19 protein-coding genes and 1 other annotated feature are annotated in these 16,795 nt (G+C 34.8%); of the genes, 2 read left to right on the forward strand and 17 right to left on the reverse strand.

Going from position 1 to position 16,795, the window contains the following annotated elements; all coding sequences use genetic code 11:
• Positions 1 to 41: 41 nt before the first annotated feature.
• From pheT to ACFVR1_RS15480, 3 genes are all read right to left on the reverse strand, one after another.
• The gene (pheT, locus tag ACFVR1_RS15470) at positions 42 to 2,453 is read right to left on the reverse strand and encodes a phenylalanine--tRNA ligase subunit beta (protein ID WP_387585286.1); all 2,412 of its coding nucleotides are present in this window, start codon (positions 2,451 to 2,453) and stop codon (positions 42 to 44) included.
• Positions 2,454 to 2,465: 12 nt separating this feature from the next.
• Complete coding sequence (gene pheS / locus ACFVR1_RS15475; RefSeq protein ID WP_387585288.1) at positions 2,466 to 3,503, reverse strand: phenylalanine--tRNA ligase subunit alpha; 1,038 nt, start codon at positions 3,501 to 3,503, stop codon at positions 2,466 to 2,468.
• Positions 3,504 to 3,675: 172 nt separating this feature from the next.
• Positions 3,676 to 3,908 (reverse strand) — a binding site (T-box leader).
• A 55-nt stretch (positions 3,909 to 3,963) separates the two neighbouring features.
• The gene (locus ACFVR1_RS15480) at positions 3,964 to 4,728 is read right to left on the reverse strand and encodes a TrmH family RNA methyltransferase (protein WP_387585289.1); all 765 of its coding nucleotides are present in this window, start codon (positions 4,726 to 4,728) and stop codon (positions 3,964 to 3,966) included.
• Between the two features lie 91 nt (positions 4,729 to 4,819).
• Between ACFVR1_RS15480 and sspI the strand changes: the two genes are divergently transcribed.
• Complete coding sequence (gene sspI, locus ACFVR1_RS15485; RefSeq protein WP_387585291.1) at positions 4,820 to 5,029, forward strand: small acid-soluble spore protein SspI; 210 nt, start codon at positions 4,820 to 4,822, stop codon at positions 5,027 to 5,029.
• 41 nt (positions 5,030 to 5,070) lie between these two features.
• On the opposite strand, the gene ACFVR1_RS15490 is transcribed toward sspI, so the two are convergent.
• From ACFVR1_RS15490 to ACFVR1_RS15550, 13 genes are all read right to left on the reverse strand, one after another.
• Positions 5,071 to 5,574 (reverse strand): hypothetical protein, encoded by a 504-nt coding sequence (locus tag ACFVR1_RS15490; protein WP_387585293.1) that lies wholly within the window; start codon positions 5,572 to 5,574, stop codon positions 5,071 to 5,073.
• The gene (locus ACFVR1_RS15495; RefSeq protein WP_387585295.1) at positions 5,571 to 5,780 is read right to left on the reverse strand and encodes a helix-turn-helix transcriptional regulator; all 210 of its coding nucleotides are present in this window, start codon (positions 5,778 to 5,780) and stop codon (positions 5,571 to 5,573) included. Before ACFVR1_RS15495 ends, ACFVR1_RS15490 begins: the two co-directional genes overlap by 4 nt.
• Positions 5,781 to 5,947: 167 nt before the next feature.
• Positions 5,948 to 6,208 carry a YesK family protein gene (locus ACFVR1_RS15500; protein ID WP_387585296.1) on the reverse strand — a complete coding sequence of 87 codons (261 nt, stop codon included), beginning with the start codon at positions 6,206 to 6,208 and terminating at the stop codon, positions 5,948 to 5,950.
• A 390-nt stretch (positions 6,209 to 6,598) separates the two neighbouring features.
• A complete protein-coding gene (locus ACFVR1_RS15505; protein ID WP_387585298.1) occupies positions 6,599 to 7,846 on the reverse strand; it encodes a DUF4153 domain-containing protein in 1,248 nt (415 codons plus the stop codon).
• A 47-nt stretch (positions 7,847 to 7,893) separates the two neighbouring features.
• The gene (locus ACFVR1_RS15510) at positions 7,894 to 8,109 is read right to left on the reverse strand and encodes a helix-turn-helix domain-containing protein (RefSeq protein WP_017153334.1); all 216 of its coding nucleotides are present in this window, start codon (positions 8,107 to 8,109) and stop codon (positions 7,894 to 7,896) included.
• Positions 8,110 to 8,120: 11 nt separating this feature from the next.
• A complete protein-coding gene (locus ACFVR1_RS15515) occupies positions 8,121 to 8,603 on the reverse strand; it encodes a DUF2975 domain-containing protein (RefSeq protein ID WP_387585300.1) in 483 nt (160 codons plus the stop codon).
• Positions 8,604 to 9,028: 425 nt separating this feature from the next.
• Positions 9,029 to 9,202 carry a hypothetical protein gene (locus ACFVR1_RS15520; RefSeq protein WP_387585301.1) on the reverse strand — a complete coding sequence of 58 codons (174 nt, stop codon included), beginning with the start codon at positions 9,200 to 9,202 and terminating at the stop codon, positions 9,029 to 9,031.
• A gap of 289 nt (positions 9,203 to 9,491) precedes the next feature.
• Entirely contained in the window at positions 9,492 to 10,076 is a 585-nt protein-coding gene (locus tag ACFVR1_RS15525) for a DUF5412 family protein (protein ID WP_387585303.1), read from the reverse strand.
• A 246-nt stretch (positions 10,077 to 10,322) separates the two neighbouring features.
• Entirely contained in the window at positions 10,323 to 10,778 is a 456-nt protein-coding gene (locus ACFVR1_RS15530; protein ID WP_387585304.1) for a hypothetical protein, read from the reverse strand.
• A gap of 354 nt (positions 10,779 to 11,132) precedes the next feature.
• Positions 11,133 to 11,837 carry a DUF5694 domain-containing protein gene (locus ACFVR1_RS15535; RefSeq protein ID WP_387585305.1) on the reverse strand — a complete coding sequence of 235 codons (705 nt, stop codon included), beginning with the start codon at positions 11,835 to 11,837 and terminating at the stop codon, positions 11,133 to 11,135.
• Between the two features lie 745 nt (positions 11,838 to 12,582).
• Positions 12,583 to 13,548: an ornithine carbamoyltransferase gene (gene argF, locus ACFVR1_RS15540; RefSeq protein WP_387585306.1), complete on the reverse strand. Its 966-nt coding sequence runs from the start codon at positions 13,546 to 13,548 to the stop codon at positions 12,583 to 12,585.
• A gap of 143 nt (positions 13,549 to 13,691) precedes the next feature.
• Positions 13,692 to 14,780, reverse strand: a complete 1,089-nt coding sequence (locus ACFVR1_RS15545; RefSeq protein ID WP_387585308.1) for a M42 family metallopeptidase — start codon at positions 14,778 to 14,780, stop codon at positions 13,692 to 13,694.
• Positions 14,781 to 14,923: 143 nt separating this feature from the next.
• Entirely contained in the window at positions 14,924 to 15,409 is a 486-nt protein-coding gene (locus ACFVR1_RS15550; RefSeq protein WP_387585309.1) for a dUTP diphosphatase, read from the reverse strand.
• Positions 15,410 to 15,500: 91 nt separating this feature from the next.
• Here ACFVR1_RS15550 and ACFVR1_RS15555 point away from each other — a divergent pair, with 91 nt between their 5' ends.
• Positions 15,501 to 15,884, forward strand: coding sequence for a sigma-w pathway protein ysdB (locus ACFVR1_RS15555; RefSeq protein WP_387585310.1), 384 nt, complete (start codon positions 15,501 to 15,503; stop codon positions 15,882 to 15,884).
• A gap of 575 nt (positions 15,885 to 16,459) precedes the next feature.
• Here the strand turns inward: ACFVR1_RS15555 and ACFVR1_RS15560 are convergent.
• Positions 16,460 to 16,744: a DUF1294 domain-containing protein gene (locus ACFVR1_RS15560; RefSeq protein ID WP_387585311.1), complete on the reverse strand. Its 285-nt coding sequence runs from the start codon at positions 16,742 to 16,744 to the stop codon at positions 16,460 to 16,462.
• Positions 16,745 to 16,795: the final 51 nt, after the last annotated feature.

Genomic DNA, 16,795 nt, shown 5'->3' on the forward strand with positions numbered 1-16,795 from the left:
AGAGTAGCACCAGTAATTGGTGCTACTCTTTTTTTTATTTACTATCCTCTTAACTCCGCTCCTGCTTGTTCTGCAAGTGCTTTTAATACTTTGTTATGTGCATTTACTACTTCTTCATCTGTCAGTGTACGTTCTGGATCGAAGTATGTTAGGGAGAATGCAACCGATTTTTTACCTGGCTCCATTTTTTCTCCTTCATATAGGTCGAATAGATGTACACCTTTTAATAATCTTCCGCCTGATAATTGGATAATTGCTTGCAGTTCGCCGGCTGCTTTTTCACTGTCTACAACTAATGCAATATCACGTGTGATTGATGGGAATTTAGAAACTGGAGCATAATATAATGCATCCACTTCTTTGTTTAATACTTTAGCTAAATTCATTTCCACTACATACGTTTCTTTCAAATCACGTGCTTTTTGCTCAGATGGGTGTAATTGTCCAATAAGTCCAATTTCTTCTCCAGCTAATTTTATCAAAGCAGTACGTCCTGGATGTAATCCGTCTACTACAGTGCGTTCAAAAGTAAGCTCTTTTGAGTGACCGAGTAAGCCCATTAATCCTTCAATGATTCCTTTTAATACGAAGAAATCAACTGCTTTTTTCTCACCCTGCCAGCTATGATCTACCCATTTACCTGCGATTACTGCAGCTAAATGCTCCTGTTCGTGTGGTAAGCCTGATTCTGTTTCTCCTAAGAAAACAGATCCTACTTCATAAAGAGCAACGGTTTCAGCTTGGCGTGCAGTATTGTATGTCACAGCTTCCAGTAAATGCGGAATTAAACTTTGACGAAGGATGCTTCTTTCCTCGCTCATCGGCATTAATAATTCAGTTACAGGAGCAGTTTCTAATGCAAACTTCTGAGACATTTCTTTTGATGTTAAAGAATACGTAATTGCTTGATAAAGACCTGCACCTTCTAAATAAGCACGAACTTGGCGACGTTTAGCTTGATATGAAGTTAAGCCACCTGGTTTGGACTCTTCCACTGGTAACGTCATTGGAATTTCATCATACCCGTACATACGAGCAATTTCTTCCACAATATCCTCTGGGATTTTAATATCTTGACGACGAGTTGGTGCTTTAATATACAAATAGCCATTTGCTGCTTGGTAATCAAATTTTAATCTTGTTAGAATAGAAGTCATGTCTTCTAACGAAATTTTCATACCTAATCGATTATTAATAAAATCTGGTGATACTACTACTTCAAAAGGAGTTTTGTCTAACTCATCTACTAAAACAGAACCAGCTAGAACTTCTCCACCTGCAAGCTCAGCAAGAAGACTTGCTGCACGCTCCGCAGCTAAAATGACACGATTTGGATCTACACCTTTTTCAAAACGAGCACTCGCATCACTGCGTAAGTTGTGATCTTTTGACGTTTGACGAACTGATCCACTAGCAAAATATGCAGACTCAATCACAACAGTCGTTGTTCCATCGTGCACTTCCGAATTAGCTCCACCCATTACACCAGCAATTGCAACTGGCACTTTACCATTTGTAATTACTAAATGATTCGACTTAAGTGTACGTTCTTGATCGTCAAGAGTTACAATTTTTTCTCCTTCATTTGCAAGACGAACGACAATTTCCTTTGTTTCTAATCGTTCATAATCGAACGCATGAAGTGGTTGGCCGTATTCCATTAATACGTAGTTCGTGATATCGACTACGTTATTATGTGGACGAACACCTGCTGCCATAAGGCGATGCTGTAACCATAGTGGCGATTCTTTTACAACTACATTTTTCACTACTTTTGCTACATACATTGGATTTTCTTCGATTGCATCGATTCGTAAATTTAAGTAATCTGATGCTTTCTCATTGCTTTCTCCGTATGTTGCTTCTGGATATTTCATATCCTCCGATAAGATAGCTCCAACTTCGTAAGCTACACCAAGCATACTAAGTGCATCGGAGCGGTTAGGAGTTAAGCCAAGTTCAAGAATGGTATCTTCTAATCCAAGTAGTGAAAGTGCACTTTCCCCAGGAGTTGCTGTTTCCGGAAGTACATAAATACCTTCTGCATATGCTTTAGGAACTAGACGTCCTTCTATTCCTAACTCTTGAAGAGAGCAAATCATTCCGTTCGACTCTTCCCCGCGAAGTTTTGCTTTTTTAATTTTTATTCCACCTGGAAGTACTGCTCCTGGACGAGCCACGATTACTTTTTGACCAACTGCAACGTTTGGAGCTCCACAAATAATTTGTGTTGTTTCTTCCCCAACGTCCACTTGGCAAATATTTAGTTTGTCTGCTTCTGGATGCTTCACTTTTTCTTTCACGTACCCAACAACTACATTCGTCATTCCTTGCGTACGATCTATTACTGCATCGACTTCAATACCTGAACGAGTAATTTTTTCACCCAATTCTTTTGGATCAAGCCCTTGTGTATTCACATATTCTGCTAACCATTTCGTAGAAACTAACATGTCATTTCCTCCTTACACTTCTGATCGGTGGAATTGCGATAAGAAACGCACATCATTCGTATAGAAATGACGAATATCTTCCACTCCATATTTCAACATTGCGATACGTTCTGGACCCATACCAAATGCAAATCCAGATAGTTTTTTCGAATCATAGCCAGCCATTTCAAGTACGTTTGGATGAACCATTCCAGCACCTAGAATTTCAATCCACCCTGTTTTCTTACATACGTTACAGCCACTGCCGCCACATTTGAAGCAAGAAATATCCATTTCAACAGATGGCTCTGTGAATGGGAAAAAGCTTGGGCGTAGACGAATTTCACGATCGTCACCAAACATTTTCTTTGCAAATACAGAAAGTGTTCCTTTTAAATCACTCATGCGAATATTTTCGCCAATAACAAGTCCTTCGATTTGCGTGAATTGATGTGAATGTGTCGCATCATCATTGTCACGACGGTAAACTTTACCTGGGCAAATGATTTTAATCGGCTTACCTTCTTTTGCTTCCATCGTACGGGCTTGAACTGGTGATGTATGTGTACGAAGTAAAATATCTTCCGAAATATAGAAAGAATCCTGCATATCACGAGCTGGATGTCCTTTTGGTAAGTTTAATGCTTCGAAATTGTAGTAATCTTTCTCTACTTCTGGACCTTCCGCAATTTCATAGCCCATACTAATAAATAAATCTTCAATCTCCTCAACAACACGAGTAAGTGGATGATGATTTCCTGTTTTCACAGGGCGACCTGGTAAAGTAACATCGATCGATTCTTTCGCTAATTGTTCTTGGATTGCTTGCTCTTGAAGTAATGTCATGCGAGCCTCTAACACTTCTGTTACCTCTTCACGCACTACATTGACAAGTGCCCCCATTTTCGGACGTTCTTCTGCAGGAAGTTTACCCATTCCTTTTAATAAGTCCGTAATCGGTCCCTTTTTCCCTAAATAAGCAACACGTACATCATTTAATTCTTTCACATTCATTGAAGCTTCGATCTTTTGTAACGCTTCTTCTTTTAACTGTTGAAGTTGTGCTTCCATGTTTTACATCCTCCTTATTCAAATTCGCCTTTGCGTAATTGGTCCAAATTTTGCATCGAGCTCGCCTCGATTAACTATTTTACAAAATCTGTAACATCCGCCTGAGGGTCTATTTTCAATCAGCATGTTTCTGGATGATTAAAATTAGTCAAAATAAAAACCCCGCCCCTATAAAAGGGACGAGGACTAATTTCGCGGTACCACCCTGATTATTGCACAATAATTAGTGCAATCACTCAATTCGATTAACGGCTCTACACCGGCGCACCTTTACAGCAATTGCTGGTCCCGGTGGCAGCTAGCGGGGTGAACTTCTATATGCATTCTCTATTTACACTTTCAGTCTAGGTGTAAAATCCCTTTTTTCGAATCGTCATATATACTTTTCCCGATGACAGCTTTTTCATTTATCAAATTACATTCTATTATACGGAGTTTTAAATATTTCTTCAAGTATGATTTATTTTAAGGTTAGACTATACAGAAGAATTCCAGTTGCAACTGCTACATTTAGTGATTCAGCTTGTCCTAAAAGTGGCACTATAATGTTTTGATCTGTTTTTTCTAGCAGTTCTGGGTTGATGCCACTTCCTTCATTACCAACGATTAAAGCAAACGCATCGTCTTTTTTAACATCATTATATGGGGTGGAGTTTTCAAAAGCAGTACCATACACAGGTACTTGGCGCTCTTTTAACTGATCTACCCATGAATGTAGATCACCTTTTATAACGGGAACATGAAAATGTGAACCTTGTGCAGATCTGAGAGTTTTTGAATTATAAGCATCTGCTGATCCTTTTCCAAGAATCACCGCATCAATACCAGCAGCATCCGCCGTGCGAATCATCGTGCCAATATTTCCTGGATCTTGAACTGCATCTATTAATAATAGACGATTCCATTTTGTTTGTTCTTGTTCATCCACAGTTTGTTGCTTACAATGTGCGAATATACCTTGTGTATGTTCCGTTTCTGCAAGTTCTTTTTTTATGACATCATTTATTTCAACCATTTCTAAATTATCGACGTCCCAATTTACAGGAACTTCTGCACTATCACTTATTATAATCGTTAGCACATTTCCTTTTTGTTTAATCGCTTCTTCAACTAAATGATAACCTTCTATTATGAATTCGCCTGTTTTATCACGTTCTTTGCGAACACTTAATAGTTTTTTCCAATGCTTCACAAGCGCATTTTGTTGGGACTCAATTCGTTTCATTTATATGTAACCGCCTTTTTTATTTAATAGTAACAAATTCATGTATAGCTTGCGAGAGTTTGGGGAACATAATTTCGAGGAGTGATGAAAAATGGACTTTCAAATTCGAGAAGCAATATCAGCTAATATGAAAGGAAATAATGCATCTGAAATTCGAGCTGTAGTAGAAGATGCGATTCAAAGAGGAGAGGAACATTTACTGCCTGGCCTTGGCGTTTTTTTCGAAAAATGGTGGAAAAATACGGATGACACCAAGAAAGATGCCGTATTAAATGAACTAGCAACTGCATTTGCACAATAAAAATCATCCGTGAAGATGTATTTACTCTTCACGGATGATTTTTATTCTTCGTCTGTATACATGACATAACGGCGTACATTGACATAATAAATAATATATTGTGCAAAAGAAAGAACTACAATATTTATAATGATTAATAATTGGGAAGTAGGGATTAATAAATGAAAGAGTGCTGAAAAAGGCAATGACCAAGAAAAGAAAGTATATACTTTTTTAGTTGCATCTCTTGTAATCATTTGCCATGCCTCATCGTCTTCCATATATTCAAGAGGCTTAGTTCTCCAAACTGATAATTTATTTGTTGGGTTTTCTTTATTATATTTGGATAACTTACTTGATAGAATAATTACCATAATGATAAACAATGGAATTAATAGAAACATAATGCCCCCCTCCAATGCCTCAAGCTGTATAGAATAAGAAAATGATGTTTTGTCATTCACATAAGTAGTGACTGAACCATTAACTATAAATGCAGCCACCATAAATATCAGCATAAAACCAATCTGCCATAGCGGGTAATGCAATCGAAAATCTTTTTTCATTTCCATTCCTCCCCTTCTAACCAAAATAGTTCATCCACTTTACATTCAAGAATATGGGCAAGTTTTAAAGAAAGTGTAATTGAAGGAGAAAATTCCCCTTTTTCGATAAATCCGATTGTTTGTCTTGTAACACCAGCTTTCTTCCCCAGTTCTCCTTGTGTATAGCTGAACCTTGCCCGTAACTCTTTTACTCGATTTTTAAGCATATTTTAGACCCCTCTTCCAACATGTTAACTATTATACTCTAAAAGTAATGTATACATAACATTTTGTCAATTATTATTAACTAAATGTTACTTATACTTTGCTTCATTTCTCCCTATAAAAATCGTATTAAAAAAGCAAAACGATTTCTCGTTTTGCTTTATTGATGTTAGATCTTCTTGAATTTTGTAAGCAATGAAATAGCTGTGCCAATAAATGAACCTATTGTAATGCAAATAAACATAATGAAAAAACCCATTGATTCCCAGCCGTTCATTGTGAAAATGCTTACGACAGCGATTACAAATGATATCCCTATTAATAGAACACTAGGTATCCAATACTTGGAATAATTCTTTTTTCGTAGAATAGATGATGAAATAGAAACTATGATGATTGTAACTAAAGTTATATAAACAAAAATTTGCAAAAAGTTTCTCTCCCTACGGTATTATTTAGCGGAAAAATTACCCACTATTTCTTTATTCTATCTGAAATACCGGTAAATAATAAGGCTAGATTAAAGTTAAAGGTTGATTTAAAATGCACATAAAAAATGAGCTGGGAAATGTATCTCCAAGCTCATTGTATTTTGATGTCGATTTTTTACAGCACCTCGTTAGTGTAAGTACTGGACATATTTTAAAGAATCCAGTTGCAACAATATTTTATGTCTTCTAGTTTGAATACCTTCTTTTTAACTTTAGTAATGAAAATAAGCCGATATTATGCAACTCTGTATAAAAAGCTCCATAATATCGGCTCTAAGGATTTTATACGTTATAGAAGATTAGCTTTTCGATACATTGACAGAGCCTACCTAATTAAAAATTAGAGGAAAAGTAAATATAACGAAAGCTGCCCAAAGTCCGTAGATCGGCAAATACTTAGTAACGGCATCTTGAATAGTTGAAGGTCCGGATTTGTTTTGTAGAAAACGCTTATAGGAGAGCATAATCCAAATTAGATTTGCCCAGATAAGTATGTTTACTCCTAAAACAGCAAGTCTATTAGGCGTAATCCCATAAGATGAAAGTCTGAACACGATGGCTGACAAAGCCACACTGTCAATGATAAGCGCAAGAACAATTAAGGCAAAATTTATATAATCTGAAATGTTCTTTTTCTCGTCTGAGTCGCTCTCGATAATGGAAAATATGGTAACAGCCAATACACCAAGGAGTATTCCGTTGAAGGCTATCAGGAAATTGCGGTCCAAGAATGGATTTTTTCCGACCCATATAACCGTTATTAGATAGACCAACAATGTGACCAGGACAAGTGGACTAAAAATTTTAGCTATATATGGTGAAATATTCTTAGCAAGTTTAAGATTCATTGAAACCAGGTATGCAGCCACAATAGCGAGAGCGGCTGCACCAAATAAAACAACATTACTGAAATAAAAGTCTTCTATATCCAAGCCAATAAAGCTAAATAACTGCATGGTTAATGCTGCTAGTACCATTCCGCTAACTGCCATGCTGGCGTAGAGAATACAATATTCCAAATTAAATTTAATATAGGCTAATCTTGTACTGCCTTTTGAATATTCATTTCCTGTAAATGCAAGCCCTACCAATACCCATAAGAATATGGGAAGGTGTAAATAAGCAAGGATAATACTGTCTTTATAATTTAATGGCAACATATTAAGATAAAAGCCGGAAATTAGGAACAACGCTGCAAGGGAATAAATAACACTTTTTTTCGGAGTATTATTGTAAACAAAATAGGCAGCAAGAAAGGGAATTATTCCAAAAGCCAGGTTAATTGGAGCAATTGCTTCCTGTTCGACAAAATGGAAAATGATCCTAGTGCTTATCCCGGCCAGAATGGCTAAAATGCCCATGAATAAGAAACCTTTTTGAAGAAAGGAAGATTTTTCTGTATTTGCCGTCTCCTTGAAATGCAATCTTTCATACCAAACACCAAGAACCTGAGAATCAGGATTTTGTTCCCATGCGTGTGAGAATGACTTTTTAAAAGCTTTCGGGTCTTTTCTATACAGTCTCTCCATCTCATGAGGGTTAGCAATATTTTCAATAATCAAATTGTTAATGTCCATAGTTATACCCCCCTAATAATTGTTATATTAAGTTTCCTCCACAATATTTAACTGTCTTCGTCACTTTTGTATTCTAAAATATCTCCAGGCTGACATTCTAAAGCCTTACAAATTGCCTCTAACGTGGATAATCGAATCGCTTTCGCCTTTCCATTTTTTAATATAGAAAGGTTTGCCATTGTTATGCCAACCTTCTCCGAAAGTTCTGTTACGCTCATTTTCCTTTTTGCTAACATCACATCAATATTGATTATAATTGCCATTTTTATTCACCTCAGACCGTTAAATCATTTTCTGATTTGATATTAATTGCTTCTTGTAAAAGTTTTTGGAGAACAGCCGCAAAGACTGCAATAACCATCGAAGCAAAAGGAACAACCAATCCTACAAAGATAACTCCTGGTGCGTCGTCTACTTCCGCAAAGATATAGAATAGCGGCCAAACTAGCACATGCAAAATACTGATTGTGATGGCACAGTATTTGATTTTCTTTAAAGCTTTTACAGATGAATCGGAGAAAGCTTTATTTTTGTCAATATAGCGTAAGAGTTTGAAAGCCTGATACAATGCAAAGTAAAAAGGTATCGCCGATGCATCAAAAGCGATGAAAACGAGATATTTTATAAAAGCAAAATCTGGTAGCAATTTTGCTGCAAGATTCGCCATCTCAGGCACTAAAAAAATGCACAGAGCAAGAACTGGGGCTCCCAAAAGAATAACAGCTATTTTTAAAAACAACGTTGTTACTTTTTCCATAAAAAGCACCTCACTTATTTATTCTGATTTTGATTTTAATATATAATTTATCGTTTTACAATAAATTTTTATTAATTTAAATAACATTTTTATTGTAGGTTATTGTTTTAAGCAAAAATAAAAAGCATTCCTCATTCAAAGAAATGCTCTATAATTTTAAACCATTAAATTTATAACTTGTACAACTAACCTGCTGCGTTAGTTCGATAAGAAAAAACTACTTCTAAAGGCAGCCTCTTGTTCTGCTAAAGCACCCTTCGTATTATAAAGTCAGCCAGATTTCGTATAACAAGCGAAGCTATGATACTACAAAGAAGGAAATGAGGTACCGAATCTTTAGGAGGAGATATTTGATGAATCCAATGATTGGTCTGGATGCAGCGAAAGGTGAAAGTCATAGTTGAATATTATCGTGAATACTTTTTTCAGTTCCTAAATTTCTTTATTACAGTTACTAAAATTGCAATTAAAAAAACGATGACACTATTTACTTTTAGATATTGTCCTAGTTGCAAACCATAAAATATTGCAAAAGCATCACGAATAATAAATACTGCTAATGCACCACCGATTGCCCCAAATAAAACTGCTAATAACAATATTATAAAAGCAGCAAAATATAAATTTTTCTTTTTTTTTGTAAGATATAAATCCAATAATATTTGCAATTACAATAAAAAGCACATAAGCATTAAGAAAAAATTAGTCATTTTACTCCCTCTTTTCGCTAATATGATAAAAATGGCTAATGTCGTTTTAGAAAACCCCTCTAAATATATTTTACCATTTAAACCAAAAGCCTCATTGATCAATTCAGCAGCTTTAGATCAATAAGAAAAGAGGCTTTACTCCTTCTTAAAGTAAAGCACCCGTTAGCAATAAGATATATTAGTTTTGGTAGCAAGTCTCATAGTCGTCTTTCATTAACAAACTTTTACAAGCCAAACCATTTTCGTGATAAATCTCTTTACCAATCTTTAATTCGATACTTCTATTTGAATTTGGATAATCAGGTTCGTCATTTAGAATATACAGGGTATCTTCATCCATCCATTCCATAGAAAAATTACTTTTTGCATCTCCATAATAAACAGTTTTAACTTTATTTTCCTCAATATTGTTTGTGATTTCAACCCATACATTAACTCCTCCAGCCGCACCACCATATGGTTCATAAAAAGCATTAGCCGTATATTTTTCTGTGGGTGATGTTACAGGTCCAGGTCCGTTCTGAGTATATTCTCTATCAATATCCTTAAATGTAAAAAAGTACATTTCATATATATAGATTGAAGATATTAAAACAGCCCCAGATAACGTTGCAATCAGCAATTTTTTAGGATAAGGTTTCTTTTTAATGAAAGAAATTATTATATTAGCACATAATATTAAGAATAATATAATGGTAATAAAAGAAATTAAGATACCAAATAAAATTAAAATAATAACCCCCACCTTCTTAAGTTCAATCACAATCATTTCAAATAATGATAATTTACGGAAAATTCTTCTTCAAGTAAACTGCTGCGTTAGTTTAAGTGTACCATTTCACAAAGGATTTCTAAGAACTACGTGATGTTTCGGATAAAAAAACAGACCATCGAAATGATGGTCTTGACTAACTGAAGCACCCGTTAGTTGAAGAAGAAAAAAGAGACTCTTATTAATGAGCTAAGACGCGTAATTTAAAAAGCGTATCATAACTAAAAATACAGTTCACTATTTGCTGAGGCGTTTTTTTAGATAACAACCTAAATAGTAAGAAGCAAACATAAGTAAAAAGGCTATTAAGCTTGCTGACCAAATTTGAGTCGCCCATGGAGTTAAGGACAAAAATATTCCAACAAGGGAGGAAGAAATATTAAGCAACGGTAAGTAATAAAATTGGGTAGCCATTCCAAATATATTGAACCAATATTGTCCTAATATAATTTCTTGATACATTATAAATAAGAGTATTAAAAAAGCAGGTAAATTTATAATTACGGCCGACTTTAATGGCGTTTTTTCAAACTTACAAGTTATAAATCCAACCAATACCCAAAAAACAAGAAATATAATTCCTATTAATTTAAACGGTAATATACTATTTTGATTTTGCATCAACCATGAATTCATTAGAAAACCTAACACAAAAGGAATAAGTCCTAATAAAAACAAAATCATTTTTTTCATGATAACAACCTCCTTATCTAAATATCAACAATCTCTACTTCGCACTTATAAACGAATGAATGTTCATTAACTGATTAATATTAGATTGAGCCCAATATGCAGATAATCACGATAAAAGTTTTGATAAAAATATTTCGATAATATTTATCTATTTATTTATAGTTCTTTAATTAGATTCAACAAAAAAGAAGATTAAACCTTCTTGCCTGCCCCTTTAGTTCAATAAGAAAAAAGAGTTGCCTAAGCAATCATATGATCTTACTAAAGCACTCCGTTAGTTGAAGAAGAAAAAGAGACGCATATTAAACAAGCACGTCCTTACTGCGGAATATCCATCTAAAGCAAAGTACCCTTTCAGGATAGATAACTTAGTGGTTGGACGATCTCACAAATCTCACTCTCTTCAAGAAATTTGTTAACTATACTTGAATGCGAACCACCTACTATAAATAAAACTCGTTCCTCTTCCGAATCAATTAGACGAGTTAAATTAGCGAACATAATCAAATTTCTTTTATACCACCAACTTAGCCAGTTCATACCAACATAATTATTAAGATCACCGATACGTGCTATATTCACATACATTTTATGCAACTTGTTAAGCAAAGTGGGGGCATTTAATTCTTTATAATAATCTATTATACTTTTATCTTCCGACAATTCAGGGAACACAAAACCCTCATATATTTCATTTAAAAGTTCTGGTTGATTTTCTTTTGCCCAACTTTCAACTTCTCCATAATCCATGTCTGACTCACCCATCCAATCAGTTGGATAAATCTGTTCATGCCCCATCTTTAAACCTAAACGAAAGCCTACTTGAAATATTTCATTCATTTCTAGTTTGTGTGTACCTAATTTATATTGTTTATATTTCTCATTACAATATTCACTATCCTCTGGTACCATTTCAACTGCAATCTTCGTTGGTTTAAAGCTTGCTAGTTTAGATACTAATTCCTCAATTTCAGTTTGCCTTCTTTCAGAATTTAAACCTTCATGTTCAGACATATGAAAAGTTCCAAGTACAAGAACTTTCGCTTTTTCCAATTTCATTGTAAATCCTCCTTTGTATAATTAAATGGCACGATCTATTTCAACAAAAATTATAGCGATTCCTTCTTCAACTAAACTGCCCCGTTAGTTTAAGTGAACTCTTTCACAATCTTATATTTACTTTAACATAAATACCCGGTGTAAAATTATATAAGGAACACATTCTCCACATTCATTAATGAATAATCAACTTTGTCCTTTAACAGAGCCAATAATAAAATAAAAAAGTGATACATAGCTGAAAGATGATGCTTTCTAACTTTAAGATAGATATATTAATACCATCTATAGAAGGACACTTGGAAAATGTTTTTTATATACCTTAGTTATAAACAGTAGTAATGAATGGGTATATAAAAAATCCATCTTATATTAGGAAGTATTGACATGCTAAAAAGCTATACAATACAGAATAGAAATACAACCTTTGTGTTCATGAAGTAGGAAACCAGCCTCAACAAGAGCTTTCTGCACCCTAACAGGCTACCATGTACCACTTCATGTAAATTTGCAACACCTTATTTACTTGTAATACTATGTACTCACCGATGCAGTTTCAGATTGAACTACGCTCGGACAAAACTATAGGACGCACGATCTTACTTTACTAATCAAAATAATAAAGAGTGATTCAGCGTCTCCCGAATCACTCTTCCTATGTAGCGATGAAGCCATCCATCTTGACGAACGACACCGCGGATAGACTGTTGGACAATCCCTGTCCTCACAGGCTATTTTTATTAAATTAAGCCATCACAGAAGCAAGTACTGCTTTTTGTGCATGTAAACGGTTTTCAGCTTGTTGAAAGATATATGAATTAGGTCCATCAATAACTGAGCTTGTAACCTCTTCTTCACGGTGTGCAGGTAAGCAATGTAAAAACATATAATCTTTTTTAGCATTCGCCACAAGTTCATCATTTATTTGAAATCCTTTAAAGTCTACTAATCTTTTAGCAGACTCCTCTTCTTGACCCATTGAAGTCCAAACATCGGTATATATAACATCTGCATTAACAGCTACTTCTATCGGATCGTTAGAAACATATAACGAGCCTCCGTTTTTTACCGCGATTACTTGTGCTTTTTGAATGATTTCTTCATCTGCTTCATAGCCAACTGGAGTTGCTACCGCTATATGCATGCCCATATATGCTGCTGCAATTACTAATGAGTGCGCAACGTTATTGCCATCGCCAATATACGCTATTTTCAAGCCTGCAGTATTTCCTTTCACTTCATAAATCGTTAAAATATCCGCTAATGCTTGGCAAGGGTGAAATATATCCGTTAATCCATTAATTACTGGAATGCTAGCATGTTCCGCAAGTTCCCTCACCATTTCATGAGAATTGGCACGTATCATAATCCCATCTAAGTAGCCAGATAATACATGCGCTGTATCATAAACAGATTCTCCACGTCCAATTTGTAAATCACGAGCATGCATAAACATACCATTTCCACCTAGTTGTTTAATGCCAACTTCAAAGGATATTCTTGTTCGAGTGGAATGTTTTTCAAATATCATTCCTAATGTTTTACCTTCTAATAAGGGAGGACACTTCCCTGCTTTCGTTAACTTTTTTAACTCAACTGCTAAAAGAACTAAATCAGTGACTTCTTCTTTTGAGTAATCTAATAGTGTCAATAAATCTTTGCCCTTTAAACTATCAACAACCATTAAGTTAACCCACTCAAGCAACTTCATTAATAAAAACTCCTTTTTACGTATATTTATGTATTACCCATTATATATTTGAATAAACATAAAATCAAGTGTATTTTTATGCATTTATAATAATTATAAAACGTCTAGAAAAAACTTATACAAGCCTTTCTAGACGTCTACTATTAACCGAATGTAATTTTATTTACTGTCTCACTGTCTAATTTCTTTACTACTTCTACAATAAGTTTTACTGTATTTTCATAATCATCTCTATGCAATATTCCTGCATGTGAATGAATGTAACGAGTCGCGATTCCAATTGCTAGTGCTGGTACACCATTTAATGAAATATGCATTGAACCTGCATCTGTTCCTCCACCAGGAATCATTTCAAATTGATAAGGAATCTTATTTTCTTCAGCGACATCGATTACAAATTCACGTAATCCTTTATGCGATACCATCGATGCATCAAATAGAATTATTTGTGGTCCTGCACCCATTTTGCTTGTTGATTCTTTTGGTGTAATTCCAGGTGTATCACCTGCAATACCTACATCAACCGCAAAACCAATATCTGGTTTTACTTTTACTGTAGAAGTCTTAGCACCACGAAGACCAATTTCTTCTTGTACGTTACCTACTCCATACACAATATTCGGATGGTCTTGATCCTTTAATCCTTTTAATACATCAATTGCAATAGCACAACCGATGCGATTATCCCATGCTTTTGCTAGCAGTAATTTTTCATTGTTCATCACTGTGAATTCGAAATAAGGTACCACCATATCTCCTGGTAATACTCCCCATTCCATAGCTTCTTCTTTAGATGATGCACCGATATCGATAAACATATCTTTAATATCTACTGCTTTATTACGTGCTTCAGCAGATAAAATATGTGGAGGTTTTGAACCAATGACACCTGTGATTGTGTCACCTTTACGAGTAACGATTGATACGCGTTGAGCAAGCATTACTTGTGACCACCAGCCACCTACTGTTTGAAAACTTAAGAAACCTTTATCGTCAATTTTGGATATCATAAAACCAACTTCATCAAGATGTCCAGCCACCATGATTTTAGGACCATTTGCATCGCCTACTTTTTCGGCGATTAAGCTTCCTAGATTGTCATATTCAATTTTATCCGCATGAGGTGCTATGTATTTCTCCATTACCTCACGTGCTTCACGTTCATTTCCAGGAATTGCTTTTGCATCAGTTAACTCTTTTAACATGGTTAGTGTTTCATCAAGTTTTGACATTATTTCGACCTCCTAAATATCTTCTACATTTTTTATTATAATGTATCATGAAAGCATTTACAAAATATTTATTTAATTCTCAATAGGTTAAGAATATGTTGTACCAATAGGCTTAACCTATTTCAGCTAGCGGTGATATTAAGTTAATAACCTGACCGTTGACGTTCATAATTTTTTTCGTTTTTGCTAATATATGCTTCTACTAACTCTTCACTTGAAAAATCTAATAGTTTTGCAATTGCACCATATTGAATCCACACTTCTTTGTAAGTTTTCATCGTTGGCTCGTATAAAAATTGATGAATTGCATTAGAGGTGGATATAAAAAGCACAGTTAAATCCCCATCTCTTTTCTCTAAAGGCCATTCCGTTAAGTATTGAAGACTCTTTTCAATACCAAGTGACAATATGAAATGAATAGAATCCACATACTCTTCTAATATAACACTTCGTTCAGATGGTCCCTTTTCACTCCAAAACTTAAAACACCTTGTTTCATTTGCTAATTCAGATAGCTCTACAAGTAAAGCTAACCCTTTTTTTATAAAAACATCTTCCTCCACTTGTTTGTTTGATTGAATATATTGGTCTAATGCTTCCTGCATTGTAAAAAGTTTTTCTAAATTCATTATTTCCTCCAAAAAAATTCATTTATTTTGAAACCAAACTACCTCTATTATCGTATAGCAGATACTATGTATTTTACAAGGAGGACATTAAATGGTCCATATACTTCGATTGCTCATAATTATCATTATAATATATGTTTTTTACAAAATTCTCCGTTATTTGTTTGATCCAAAGAGAAAACTTGACGAAGCATATGAGAAAGAACAATATTATTTTTATGACGATATAAAAAATGTCCGCAAAAACTTTTTCATCACATATAAAGGTGCTATTTTTGAAGGAGAAAAATATTTAGGTACTACAGATCAAGCATTTGAAGTCGTATCTATTTTCGTATGGACAAAAGATCCCGCCAAGCTTCAAGGCTTTACAAAAGAAGATTTCCGTTTTTTACAAAATGAAATTAAAATGAACTACCCTTCTGCAAAAATTAGTTGGAAAAGTCCAATTGAACAATTAATGAAAGAAGAATAGATCAACTAAAAAAGCAAATTCTTCACCATGCTTGGAGTATCACAGAAAATTTCTATCATTCACATTGCCTTTATTATGTGCACTGTTGATTGGAGCGGAAGGCGGCGACTCCTAGGGGATTAGCAAGCAAATCAAGACCCTGGACTGAGCGCTCAATTGATCAAAGGCTAATTGCGCCACATCGTGTGGCAACGCCTTTGTGACCAACGTCGTGTTTGCCCGAAGCGGCTTGATACTTGCCCCCAGGAAAGCGTCCGCCTTCAGCGGAAAACAACCACCATTACAAGATTGACATGATCATTACGGTTTACTTAAACTGATTCTATCCGATTAGCGATAGCTGTCTTGTTAGGTACTATTCACTTAATGGATTGTAGTGAAAGGTGGCGACTCCAGCGGGATGAGTGAGACAGATGAGCTATCACAACGAACGCGTAAGCGGCACCCCCGCGGAAAGCGTCCACCTAAAACGGAAATCCACAGCATTATTTAATTCTTTAAAGTACTATGTATTCTGAGTATTCTCAGGATGATAATCCATAAACTTATGTATCTTTTATAAAAAGCGAACAATCCTATGCACTCATAGGGTTGTTCGCTTTTACGATCCAAAAAATTAAAAAAGCATAGATTATCATTAACATTAAAAATCCAACACGAAAATTGGTATGCTTCGTTTTATGTCGAAACAATTGCATTCCAAAATAAGCCCCAATACCTCCGCCGAACAATGCGAGCATCCATAAAGTTCGCTCTGAAACTCTTTGTTTATGTTTTTTTGCTTGAGACTTATCATAACCCATTACAAAAAAAGCAATCAATGACATGATTAATATAAATAATAGGATTATCTCTTCCATCGTATTCTCCTTGTACAAAAAAAGCTGATAGAATGTCTATCAGCTTTTTTA

It is taken from the genome of Psychrobacillus sp. NPDC058041 (assembly GCF_042885655.1).
GTDB lineage: Bacteria > Bacillota > Bacilli > Bacillales_A > Planococcaceae > Psychrobacillus.